Annotated in this window: 10 protein-coding genes; 1 reads left to right on the forward strand and 9 read right to left on the reverse strand. The window is 37.9% G+C overall.

The features are described 5' to 3' along the window. Positions 1 to 14 precede the first annotated feature (14 nt). The 9 genes from EJN90_RS04905 to EJN90_RS04945 form a co-directional block, all read right to left on the reverse strand. Positions 15 to 1259 carry a S1C family serine protease gene (locus EJN90_RS04905; RefSeq protein WP_126112296.1) on the reverse strand — a complete coding sequence of 415 codons (1245 nt, stop codon included), beginning with the start codon at positions 1257 to 1259 and terminating at the stop codon, positions 15 to 17. 288 nt (positions 1260 to 1547) lie between these two features. Next, positions 1548 to 2357 (reverse strand): MBL fold metallo-hydrolase, encoded by an 810-nt coding sequence (locus tag EJN90_RS04910; protein WP_126112298.1) that lies wholly within the window; start codon positions 2355 to 2357, stop codon positions 1548 to 1550. Between the two features lie 141 nt (positions 2358 to 2498). Continuing rightward, positions 2499 to 3488: a two-component system regulatory protein YycI gene (locus tag EJN90_RS04915; protein ID WP_126109139.1), complete on the reverse strand. Its 990-nt coding sequence runs from the start codon at positions 3486 to 3488 to the stop codon at positions 2499 to 2501. Then, positions 3478 to 4794, reverse strand: coding sequence for a YycH family regulatory protein (locus EJN90_RS04920; RefSeq protein ID WP_126109140.1), 1317 nt, complete (start codon positions 4792 to 4794; stop codon positions 3478 to 3480). Before EJN90_RS04920 ends, EJN90_RS04915 begins: the two co-directional genes overlap by 11 nt. Next, on the reverse strand, positions 4791 to 6644 hold the full coding sequence (gene walK / locus EJN90_RS04925; protein ID WP_126109141.1) for a cell wall metabolism sensor histidine kinase WalK: 1854 nt from the start codon (positions 6642 to 6644) through the stop codon (positions 4791 to 4793). Before walK ends, EJN90_RS04920 begins: the two co-directional genes overlap by 4 nt. Before the next feature lie 6 nt (positions 6645 to 6650). After that, a complete protein-coding gene (yycF, locus tag EJN90_RS04930) occupies positions 6651 to 7358 on the reverse strand; it encodes a response regulator YycF (RefSeq protein ID WP_126109142.1) in 708 nt (235 codons plus the stop codon). A gap of 169 nt (positions 7359 to 7527) precedes the next feature. After that, positions 7528 to 8904: a L,D-transpeptidase family protein gene (locus EJN90_RS04935; RefSeq protein WP_126109143.1), complete on the reverse strand. Its 1377-nt coding sequence runs from the start codon at positions 8902 to 8904 to the stop codon at positions 7528 to 7530. 186 nt (positions 8905 to 9090) lie between these two features. Beyond that, a complete protein-coding gene (locus EJN90_RS04940; RefSeq protein ID WP_126109144.1) occupies positions 9091 to 9798 on the reverse strand; it encodes an O-methyltransferase in 708 nt (235 codons plus the stop codon). 70 nt (positions 9799 to 9868) lie between these two features. After that, positions 9869 to 11212 (reverse strand): hemolysin family protein, encoded by a 1344-nt coding sequence (locus tag EJN90_RS04945; RefSeq protein ID WP_126109145.1) that lies wholly within the window; start codon positions 11210 to 11212, stop codon positions 9869 to 9871. A 307-nt stretch (positions 11213 to 11519) separates the two neighbouring features. On the opposite strand from EJN90_RS04945, the gene cbpA reads away from it, so the two are divergent. Then, complete coding sequence (gene cbpA / locus EJN90_RS04950) at positions 11520 to 12158, forward strand: cyclic di-AMP binding protein CbpA (protein ID WP_126109146.1); 639 nt, start codon at positions 11520 to 11522, stop codon at positions 12156 to 12158. Positions 12159 to 12459 lie beyond the last annotated feature (301 nt).

The following is a 12459-nucleotide window of genomic DNA, read 5'->3' on the forward strand; positions in this document are numbered from 1 at the left end:
CCTTAGAAATTCTATTACAATTGAGTTTGTCCATCCGTAAGAGTTACATCCAATGTTTGCAGTTCACCATTGCGGTAGAACGAAATGGCGATTGTACTGCCTACTTCTTGACTGTAAAGGACCTTACGAAGTTCAACCATATTGGTTACTTCTTCGCCAGCCATCTCAACAATGATGTCGTACTGTTCCAAACCGCCATTTTCGGCTGCTGAAAGCGGCTGTACATCTCTTACAACAACTCCACCAGTTAGATCTGCCGGTACCTGTAAAATAGATTGTTGTTGTGACACAGAAATTTGTTGCAAGTCCAGCATACTTACGCCCAATACAGGACGAATTACTTCACCGTGTTGTTCCAGTTCCTCAATAATATGAACCACATCATTACTTGGGATAGCAAAGCCCATCCCTTCTACGTTTGAATCGGCAATCTTCATGGAATTAATTCCAATTACTTGGCCGTTAATGTTAATCAGTGCGCCACCTGAGTTCCCAGGATTAATGGATGCATCGGTTTGGATGGCAGTAATATCCCAATCCACCACTCCGTCACCATCGATGTCCGTTTCAACGGTACGCTCAGTTGCGGAAATGATCCCTTGTGTTACAGATGTAGCAAATTCCGTTCCTAAAGGCGATCCAATTGCGATAGCCGGCTCCCCGACATTTAAATTGTCAGAGTTTCCGAATTCAGCAACCATTTCAATATCTTCAGCAGGAATCGTAAGTACCGCTAAGTCCGTCCAAACATCACTACCGACTACTTGAGCTTCTTTTTTCGTGCCATCTTTCATCATGACTTCAAGCGCATCGGCACCATCGATTACATGATTATTAGTAACTACATACGCAAGGTCGTTCTCTATTTTATAAACAACCCCACTACCTGTCCCACTTGTAATCAGCTCGTTTTCATTTGATTCTGTTTGAGGAATTGTGAAGCCAAATAGATTCCCGGAACTTTCGACAAGATTAATAACCGAAACAACGGCATCTTGTACCCCTTCTACAGCTTCTGTCGTGCCCGTTTGGATATTTACATTGATATTACTGGTAGTAGGTGTATTGGGCTCTTCCACAATGGTTGTGCCATTGTCTGATTGACCTATATCGGCTGTATCCAATATGCCGCTGCCAAACAGCATCCCTCCCCCTAACAATGCGACAGTAGCTCCGCCAATTAAACCACCAAAAATACCACTTTTTATTCCTGATTGGTTCTTCTCTTTTTTATTTTTAATCGGTTGTCTTTGACTCATACGCTCTCTCCTCTCTTCCTTTGTTAAATAGTCTGTGGATTTTTTATTTACTGTTTTTTCGTTCATAGATTTTGAATCGTCTTCGTAAGATTGGTTTCTGAATACATCTTCTGGGTCTTTCTTTTCCCATTCATTTTTATCCATACTATGCACATCCCTTTTCAAAGAAAATTATACTATATGATTTTGAAAAAATTATGAAGAATATTGGGAATTTTATAATCCCTCTTGTGCTCTATTATAGCAAAAAGGCAGGAAATAGACTCAAAAAGAGCATTCCCTACCTTTTTATACTGTAAATAATTCCGTTGCTTCACTCGGATCTGTATCGTAAACATAGAAGTCTTCATTTACTCCTAGATTTTTTGAAATTAAAACACGCTCGGCTGTCTCATGAGCTAATTGTTTCATATTGTTATCTTGACTCAAATGTCCCAGGTAAATTCGTTTTGTGTTATTTCCAACCATTTCTGCAACAGCTAACGCCCCATCATCATTCGACAAGTGGCCTTCATCGCCTAAAATACGCTGCTTCAACGACCAAGGATAGCGACCCATCCTTAACAACTCTAAATCATGATTACTCTCAATTAAATAAGCATTGGCATTACGAAGCAAGGCACGTAGACGCTCGCTCACATAACCTGTATCTGTCAACATCGCAAATTGCCTTTTTTCATAGTGGAAAGAATAAAATTGTGGCGCAGCAGCATCATGCGATACTCCAAAACTTTGGATATCAATGTCACCTAATGTCAACACTTCGCCCATTTCGAATATATGCTTTTGTTCCATTTTTATCTTACCGACTGAGTCTGGCATTGCTTTCCAAGTTGCTTCATTCGCATAAATATCGACACCGTATTTACGTGCCAGCACTCCTAAGCCATGGACATGATCACGATGTTCATGTGTTACAAGAATTGTATCTACTTCAGAAATATCCCGATTAATCCCATGCATCAATTGTTGAATTTTCTTCCCGCTTAGCCCACAATCTACCAAAATCTTACGTTTGGGCGTTTCGATGTAGGTACAGTTGCCAGAACTGCCACTCGCCAGCATACTTACGCGGAACTCATTGTTGTCTAATTCCATCACTTAAATTCCCTCCAGTGTCCTTTCCTAGTTTAACGTATTTAATCAAAAAAATCAGTAATTGTGTACCAATTCTTAGAATTTTTAGAAAAGCCTACTCTAAAAGAAAAAGCTCCTGGCAAAAATGCCAAAAGCTTTTCTTTACTCCACATTTTGAATAAAAACTCGTTCACTAGAACTTTCTGCATTAAAATCCATGTTAAAGAAGGCATCTGTATTTGTCTGAAGGGATGATGTTTCATTTGCCTGTTCCTCCGAACTCTCCTCGTCTTCCACGAACTTACTTTCCGTTTCGTTTGAGGACGAGCTTTCCGTCTCAGGTTCTACAACCGGAGGTGCTGTGATGATATTTCCTGTCAATGCATCTACTCTTTTAATTTGAGTAGGAACATTTTCACGAATAATTTCCACATACCACATGGGACTATAGATATTCATGTCACTCAAACTTAGTGTTTGAAAATAAGAAAGCGTTACATTGCGTATAGTAGAATTGCTTGGGATTTGATTGTTTAAATAAAGAGATTCGATAGCGGCTTTTTCCGAAATAACCGTCCGATTTCTTCCTTGTGACTCAGATTCACCTGTATAAGTCTGGTCGTAGGAACTGACTTCGCCTTCAGAATTTAAATAAAAAACTAAAGAAGCTGTTCCGTCTGTAATAGGAATCTCTTCATACTTTTGAACAAATACGATCCGTTGATTCAGCGGCTGATAAGAAAAAAATGTGTATTCTTCAGCATTCAGAATATTTCCAGCTTTCATAAACTCATTGATCGGTTCCAAACGATTCTCTATGGTTACTTTGCTCTCCATGTCCAGCTGGATTGGTTCAGACAAGACACTTATCAGTTTCCCATCTTCCATTTGAGTTGTTTGGTTCGTCAGGGTGTTCATATTTTCTTCTAAAAAATTATCTTTATTTGTTTTAATAACCGGAATAAGCTGTTGTTCAGTGCTTAATTCACCCGCTTGAATGTTATCATTACGCATTCCTTCTTCTAAATTTACGGAAGTACTGGGATCTCCAAAGTTCAATTCATCATTTTTTTCAAGCAATACTGTAACCAAGTATACGTTTAAAATAGTGAAGGCAATGATTAAAATGGCCTGTATTCGTTTATAGTCCAACTTCGTCACCTTCTTCTATTGCACTCAGCCATGCATCTACTGTCCGCCAAGTCCCATGCATTTTCACATACCAATTCGGTAAAAGTTCTGCGATACGGCTGCTCTCCTCACTGCTTCTCCAATCATATCCTATTTGCATGGATTGAATTTCGCTAGAATAATACCCCGCATCAATCAATCTTTCAACGACATCATATCCTCCTGGTAAGGTAACGATTTTTTCGCGATCTTCTAATGGTGTTTGAATCACCTCAGTAGGATATTGAATTTCAATGGGTCGGGTATTCGACATTTTCATCCGAACCAAACCTCTCTCTGCACCATTCAATATAGGATAACCATTCATATAACGATAATACGTGATCTCACTCGTTGACTCATTGTAGCCATTAAAATAAGTTGTTCTAGCCCACGTATCAATAAATTTTAAAGCATGAAAACTATCTCGGATTTGCTGATAAGGAGAGTTGTCCACCTGATCCAAACTATTGCGTAGGTAAGATAGGATTCCTGACTCCTTATGGATTTGTAATTTTGAAATATTATCACTATAAGCAGTATAAAACTCATTACTATCGTCACGCAGTTCTGTCGTATCGTCAAATAACTCGTTAATAAAAAAACTATTTGGCTGTTTTTCAACTAAGTATACAAGAGAGCTCAATTGAAATTCTTCTCGCGGTAAAAATTGAATCTCATCTTCAAATCCAAACGCATCGGCTAATGTAAATTGATCTTGATTCGTCATATACATCGAAACCAAAGGATTCATGGTCTCTTCTGAGCGAACCGCTGTATAAACACTTTTAGTAAAATCATCCACCAGATAAATCGGTTGCGTTTCATCTGTAGGAATCAGTATGCGTGTAATCGTTTCATTATAAGAATCTTCTGATAAATTTTCAAAATAGCGAGAGATCAGGCCTAAACGAATGGAAGCTGGAAATTTCATTTCAACCTTCCCAAGTTCTAAAAGCAACTCTCTAAACATCTCTTCTGAATAGGTAGATTGAAATTCAAAATCAACCATCTTCCAACTGGCTAAAAATTCATTTGCCTCGTCTAAAACATTTGGATTCTGAGTGATATATGTGTTTGCACTTGTATGAACGACCATCTGATGAGGAGAAAAAATATCTTCAATATTTTTTACGGAAGCGATATTGGACGTTTGTGCGGGTTGATTAATTGTCTGTAATCTTGAATTATTAGAAGGAACGATGAGGATTCTCCAAGTCAAAAAGAGACTGATTCCCACCATGACATAAAGCAAGACACTAACTAAATTCGATTCGTTTTGCTTCATCCCCACTCCTCCTCATCATCAAATGATTCATACGGCAAGGAAATAAAGAACGTGGATCCTTTATTTTCCACACTTGTTGCCCAAATGCGTCCTCCATGCAAGGCAAGCACTTCTTTAGAAATCGCCAGTCCTAACCCCGTACCGCCCATTGAACGTGCCCGTGCTTTATCCACTCGATAAAAGCGTTCAAAGATGTGATTCAAATCTTTTCTCGGAATCCCCATTCCTTCATCGGTTACGCTTAATACCACGCTGTTATGAGTTTCCATTAAACGGCAGGTAACTGAACCGCCATCCGGAGAATATTTAATAGCGTTATTTAAAATATTATCAATTACTTGGGTGATTTTATCTTGATCGATTTCTACCCACAGCGTCCTTTGTGTAAAGTCACGAACGATTTTGTAATTTTTCTCTCGGTAAGCTTCTGACTGCATCATCATGTCAAAGCGATCCAGAATATGTGTAAATAAATCATTCATACTGACATATTCCATTTCAACTTGCATATTCCCTTGATCCATACGAGATAAGTGAAGCAAATCCGTAACCATTCGTATCATCCGATCGGTCTCTGTAGAAATGACTTGCAAAAACCCTGGAGCAATTTCTTCGTCTTTCCATACGCCTTCTTGTAATGCTTCTGTATAGCTTTTTACACTTGTCAGCGGCGTACGTAGCTCGTGCGATACATTGGAAACGAAATTACGTCGTTCTTGCTCGACTTTTTCTTGCTTGGTAATATCAGATAAAACACAAACCAGTCCGCTGATAAAGCCGGTTTCCCGTTGAATAATCGAAAATTCCCCTTGAAGGATACTTTCTTCTTTTTCCTCTTCTTCTGGAATATGCAAAATCAATTCTTCTCTTGTTTCAAGTAGATGGCGGAAAGTAAATTCGGTTCCTAACTTCAGAACTTTCATGATTGATTTTCCGACTGCCTCTTCCTGCTTCATGCCTAACAATTCCAACGCTCGATTATTAATGATAATAACCTTTCCTCTTCTATCCGTTGCAAGCACACCATCAGACATGTGCTTTAAGACACTGTCCAAACGTTGACGTTCGGATTCGGTTGTTTCTTGGGCGTCTTTAACTTTTAGCGAAAGATCGTTAATAGTATCGGCCAACTGCCCAAGCTCATCGTCACCATAAATCCTTACTTTCCCAGAATAATCGCCTTGCGCGATATTCATCGTTTGACTGCGCATTTCAGAAATCGGCTTTGTAATTCCTCGAGATATAATTACAGCTAAAATAATTGTAATAATAATCGCAAAAAAGGAAGCATTCAAAAAGATCGTGACGACATCACGAATCTGTGAATACACGGTTTCGATATTTGATTCCATCATAACAATGCCAATAATTTCCCCTGAGTTACTAGGAGAGAAGATGGGTGATACATTTTTTAATACACGACTATTTTTATCTTCGTCTAAATATTGATATTTGCGGCTGCTTTCCAATAGCAAGGCTTGTTGAACATCACGATCGGTTGATTTTAAGCCGACAATGGATTGACGTGTTTGATCATTTGTCCCTAATATATATCCTTGATCGTCTACTACTTGAATTTCAAGAAATTCCCCGCCGATATAATCACGAAGAATATTTTGAATCAGACTTTCTGTTGTGTCCTGATCTTCATCTTCTAATATAGGGTTCAAAGAATTTTCAAGAAAGCGGACATTTAAACTCATCTGATTATCAAAGTTATTAATCAATTCCGTCTCTAATTGACGAATAAAATATGCTCCGATAATTTGTAAAGATACCAATAGCAGAAAAATAAACAGCATTGGTATCTTAAAGTGAATGGATTGAAACCATTTAATTTTTTTATTCATGTTTTATTACTCCTGGTCTGGATTTTTCAAGAAGTAACCTACCCCTCTTCGAGTAATCAGCCAAGTTGGATGGCTTGGAGTATCTTCAATTTTTTCACGAAGACGGCGTACTGTAACATCTACCGTTCGAACATCGCCGAAATAATCGTATCCCCATACCGTTTGAAGTAAGTGTTCCCGCGTCATAACTTGACCGATATGCTTAGCCAAATAATGAAGCAATTCAAATTCGCGGTGTGTCAATTCAATTTCTTCTCCACGTTTTGAAACAACATATGCATCTTCATGAATCGTAATTGCTCCAACGTGAATTTCATTTGTTTTTTCTTCTTCCGGTTCAGCAACTGGCGCAATATTTACACGGCGTAAATTTGCTTTTACCCGTGCAACAAGTTCACGATTCGAAAATGGTTTTGTGATGTAATCATCCGCACCAAGCTCTAGACCAAGAACTTTATCGATTTCAGAGTCTTTTGCTGTTAGCATGATAATTGGAAGATCACTTGTTTTTCTTATTTGACGACAAACTTCCAGTCCATCCATTTTCGGTAACATTAAATCCAGCAAGACCAAATCTGGATTTGTTTCAGCAAACTTTTCCAGTGCTTCTTCGCCATCAAAGGCGGTATGAACTTCAAAGCCTTCTTTTGTAAGATTGAAGTTTATGATATCTGAAATTGGTTTTTCATCATCTACTACTAATATTTTTTTCATACAATTTCTGTCTCCTTAAAGGGTTTTCCTCAACCTTTTTCTCTACCTATTATACATGGGATATTTGACAAGTGCAAAGCTATTTTGAAAGCGCTCTATACAGCAGCTTTATTCTTGTGCTTTAACAGTAAAAGCTGAGATAGAAATCCCAGCTTCAAATGTTATTATACTAGAACATGATTACAGGCGTGCCGACTTCCATTAAACCAAATAGTTTTGCCATAGCTCCTGGTGGAGTATTGATACATCCATTTGATCCATTTGTTGCCCATTGGTCCGATCCAAAAGAACTTTGCCAATTTGCATCGTGTATACCAATTCCATCCCAGTTCACAGGAATCCAGTAATCTACAGGTTGTGCATAGTCATTTCCTCTTCTTGGATTATATCCGACTAATGTCGCGTTTTCTTCTTTATTCCAAGCATAGAATACACCTACTGGAGTTGGCGTTGCCTGATGTCCAGAAACGATTGGTGTATCAAAGACTCTTTCGCCGTTTTTATACATATACATCATCTGCGCTTGTAAATCTACTTCCACATACGTATCTCCAATATCCGTTCCATCCTCATGGTATCCAGAACCATTCACTTCTGGTTCTACGGTAATATCTTCACCAGCTAACACATACTGCACTAAATCTGCTGCTTCCGCAATCGTTCCAAGTGACCAACCATAAGTACCGGGTGGAATTTCTACTGTCCCGCGATTTGTACTATTAAATTGTCGCGTCTTGTCGTAAGTCGCATATTTGTCATGCAATGTATCTAGATACGCTTCGGCAGCGGCTTGATCCACTATTGGATTTCCTTCTGCGTCAATACTCAACCAACTTTGAATTTGTTCTTTTGGCACTACTTCTTCTTGTCCAGCAATTTTATAAGTAATGACGGTGTTAGATAAATTTTCTAGATTATCAATAATCGTTGTTAGTTCTTCGCTTTCAGAAGTCAATGTTGGTTTAATATATGAGTCTTCTAAAGCAACTGTATCAGAACCCTCAACCATAGCAGTTAAAATAGCTTCTTTAAGAAGTGCGCTATCAACTTTTGTACCTTGAACTTCAGGTTTGATGACGAAAGTACCCTCTTCATTTACCACTTGAGCATTTTGAGAATCTTCACGACTTTGATCATCCAATGATAAAGTTGCTAGCAAAGCATTTATCGATTCTTCATTATAGTCAATCGCAGCTTCTGGAGTGGTTAATTGTTTTTCTTCGAAAGCTTTAATTGGCCAAATCCAATTTCCTTGTTTTTCTTTTTCTTGTTGTAAAAACTCACTGACATCCACACTTGCATTTAATTCTAATGGTGTAACTTTTATTAATTCTTCTTCGTTCTCAGTAATGGCAATAGAATGGCTATGTAAGTCTTTCGCAATTTTTCGGTTTGCTTCTTCCACTGTATTTCCTGCGATTCCAATTGTTCCAACAGATGTATTCGGCAAGAAATGCTCTTTGTAGTATACTCCGCCACCTATATACGCAATGAGAAGTACAGCTAACACACTAATTCCCAAAATTATAAATGATTTCTTTTTCAACAGAAACCCCCCGTTTCTTTATTTCCTACGTTTTGTTACTTTTATGTTACAGTTTGGTTACATTACGGATTTCTTTGCTTATTGTAACGCAAAAGAATTATTTTGGCTATGTTTTTGCTTAATTTAATGAAAATCCAATAATTTTCATTAAATTGAAAAGAAGGATAAAGCACTCTGCTCATCCTTCTATTGTTTCACTTCTTCTATAATATATGAAAAATCATACTCTTCTTCTTTAACAATTAATAATAACCCATCCCCCAAAGGAACCAATGATGTCTCTAAGGCTGGATGATTTAATACAGTCTCCATTAGTTTATTCAAGCGTCTATGGATTTTACGAACGCGTTTAGGAATTTCTTTCTCGTCATCAAGGATTGTTCCTCCTTGGAAAACGTCATCAATGATGAGCATCCCTCCGACTTTTAACACATCCATACAATAGGGCAGGAATTCGTAATATTTCGCTTTTGCGCTGTCCATAAAAATTAAATCATAGGGTCCGGATAACGTCGGCAGGATATCTGCAGCGTCTCCTTCTAGAAGAGTTACCTTATCTTTCAAGCCCATTTTTTCAAAGTTTACTTTCGCTCGTTCAATCATAATATCGAAACGGTCAATGGTTGTCAGGTGTCCATCTTTACGAATATGTTGAGCTAATAAACTCCCGGAAAAACCAATTGCTGTACCAATTTCCAATATATTTTTTGGCTTTATTTGACCCACAATCATATTCAAAAACACAGCGGTTTCATGCGGGATAATGGGTATTCTTCTTTCATTAGCATATTCTTCGATTTCTGCTAATTTTCCAGAAAAAGGTTTTAATTCCTTTCGCATAAAAGAAACAATCTCTTCTTTTACAACAGGTCGATCCATCATTTCATTTTTCATTTCTACTGCTCCTCAAAAAACGAATCCAACCTAATCTGAGCAAATTTGCACAGTAGGTTGGATTGCTATTTTATTCTTCCTCTGATTCCTTTGCATCTTCATCCGGATCATCGATTCTTTCTACATGAATCGAGTGGATACGGCCATTTTCAACTCGAGAGGTAGTTAATAAGTATCCGTTAATTCGCACACTTACCCGCTCATTATCATCTGGAAAATAACCAATTTCTTCTATCATAAGTCCGCCAATTGTATCTACCTCATGGGACGAAAGTTCTGTCTTAAATAATTGATTGAATTTTTGTAAATTCATCTTACCATTGATAATATAATTCTCATCATCCATTTTGCGAGAAAGACGCTGAATTTCATCATACTCGTCTTCGATATCTCCCACAATCTCTTCTAACACATCTTCTAAGGTAACAATTCCTTCCACTCCGCCATATTCATCTTTTAAGATTGCCATATGGGTTTGTTGCTTACGGAACTCAACTAATAAATCATCTATAAATATGGTAGAAGGAACAAACAGTGGCTCATTTACCAATGTTCGTAATTCAAGTGCATCGAAGCCTACTTCTTTCGAGGCTTTCAGCACATTTTTCATATGCAATACGCCGATAACTTCATCTTTATCGCCATCATATACAGGCATACGAGAGTATGGACTGTCTAAAATGATTTCTACGTTTTCTGATAAATCATCTTCTAAATCAAGCATTAATGTATCTGTACGTGGAACCATCAGCTCACGAGCTAGACGGGTGTCCAATGACAAGACTCCCTCCATCATTGTAAATTCGGATGGATCAATTGCGCCTTGTCCACGACTCTGCGCTAATATTTGTCTCATTTCATCTCGAGTCAACTTCTCTTCTTGTTTAGAAAAATCAATCGGAGATAGTTTCTTTAATAGGTTCGTAGAAGCAGAAAGCAACCAAACAAATGGTTTTGCAATTACTTTTACTACCGCTATTGTTCCTGATGTCATTCGAGCAAGCTGCTCTGGCATTTGCAAGGCAATTTGCTTAGGATAAAGCTCACCCAAAACAAGTGTTATGTACGATAAAAGAATAGTGATGATAACTGTAGCAATGGTTTCCCATCCGGAAATACCACCTAGTAAAGGCTCTAAATAGGGTACAAAGTTTGAGGATGCGGAAGCACTGTTAAAAAAACCAGCCAACGTAATCGCAACTTGAATTGTCGCAAGAAAATCATCTGGCTCCTCCAATAACTTTAATACTCTTAGGGCTTTTCGGTCTCCTTCTTCCGCCATAGCTTCGATTTTTTTTCTGTTAATCGAAACATAAGCAAGCTCTGCAGAGGCAAAAAAAGCATTTACTATGGTTAAAATTACCACGACCATAACATTTGCTAACAAACTCTGGGCCTCGGGGTCTGCATTCATATTTTTTTCTCCTTCTTTTTTATAAATTTAAGATGCAATATCTCTATTTTATTTTTATAATAGTTAAAAATCTCCGAAAAAGCAAGATGTTCTTCTATAATTTTTTCTTAATTCAATGAAACGATTCTATTTATCATAATATTTTAATGTTTTTAATCTTCCGTCAATATGCGTAAGCGCTTTTCCAATTGTTATAAAGGCGTTTTATTGTCCTTCATTTTTTATCATTTCTCATTGCATTTTCTCATTTTAATGTTATGATTTTACTGGTGAAAATATTTATTCATATAATTAGGAGGAAATACTCATGCTTATTCGTTCCCTTGCCATTGCAAGAAGAGATCTTACAGTGGTAAAAGAATCTGCCACTCTTCAAGAGGCAATCGATATTTTAGAAGAATCAGGATTCCGATGTGTTCCTATTCTCGATGAAACGGGAACTCTTTTTAGAGGAAACATCTATAGAATGCACATTTATCGCCACAAGGCTAACGGCGGTGATATGAATTTACCGGTTACTTATTTATTAAAAAATGCAACAAAATTTATTTCGATCGACAGCTCATTCTTTAAAGTATTTTTTACCATTAAAGAACTTCCGTATATCGCTGTTTTAAACAAAGATAATACATTTTTTGGTATCTTAACACATAGCAGCTTACTGAATATGTTGGCTCAGTCTTGGAGTGTGGATGTAGGAAGTTACGTTCTTACCATCGTTGCTCCAAGCAGAAGAGGCGACTTGTATCAGATTACGCGCATCATTAACAAAACATCGAGCATCGCCAGCATCATCACCTTAGATGCTACTCGCGATGATGTATTGCGTCGCGTACTGGTCACTTTACCTGCTGACTTGACAAAGAATCAGCTAAGCACGATTATTCAATCTTTAGAAAAACAAGATTATAGTGTTGTGACGGTAGAAGATTTACGTTCTGAATAATTAAACAGTATGAAGAGGTTAGGAATTTCATCCTAACCTCTTTTTGTTTGAGCTAAACGCGCTTCTTCGTACTCTATTGTAAACCTGTTCTGAAGCGCAGTTTCCCTTCCGCTTCCCAAACGACCACGGGGAATTTTATTCCACTTTGGTGTTTGGTCCACCGTACGGGAACCTAAACGCGCTTCTTCGCACTCTATTGCAAACCTGTTCTGAAGCGCAGTTTCCCTTCCGCTTCCCAAACGACCACGTGGAATTTTATTCCACTTTGGTGTTTGGTCCACCGTACGGGAACCTAAACGCG

The organism is Jeotgalibaca ciconiae, assembly GCF_003955755.1.
In the GTDB taxonomy this organism is placed as follows: domain Bacteria; phylum Bacillota; class Bacilli; order Lactobacillales; family Aerococcaceae; genus Jeotgalibaca; species Jeotgalibaca ciconiae.

Coding starts and splice junctions, on each gene's coding strand:
- yycF (WP_126109142.1), bottom strand. CDS start 7,358: ATGAAAAAAATATTAGTAGTAGATGATGAAAAACCAATTTCAGATATC.
- EJN90_RS04910 (WP_126112298.1), bottom strand. CDS start 2,357: ATGGAATTAGACAACAATGAGTTCCGCGTAAGTATGCTGGCGAGTGGC.
- walK (WP_126109141.1), bottom strand. CDS start 6,644: ATGAATAAAAAAATTAAATGGTTTCAATCCATTCACTTTAAGATACCA.
- EJN90_RS04920 (WP_126109140.1), bottom strand. CDS start 4,794: ATGAAGCAAAACGAATCGAATTTAGTTAGTGTCTTGCTTTATGTCATG.
- cbpA (WP_126109146.1), top strand. CDS start 11,520: ATGCTTATTCGTTCCCTTGCCATTGCAAGAAGAGATCTTACAGTGGTA.
- EJN90_RS04940 (WP_126109144.1), bottom strand. CDS start 9,798: ATGAAAAATGAAATGATGGATCGACCTGTTGTAAAAGAAGAGATTGTT.
- EJN90_RS04905 (WP_126112296.1), bottom strand. CDS start 1,259: ATGAGTCAAAGACAACCGATTAAAAATAAAAAAGAGAAGAACCAATCA.
- EJN90_RS04945 (WP_126109145.1), bottom strand. CDS start 11,212: ATGAATGCAGACCCCGAGGCCCAGAGTTTGTTAGCAAATGTTATGGTC.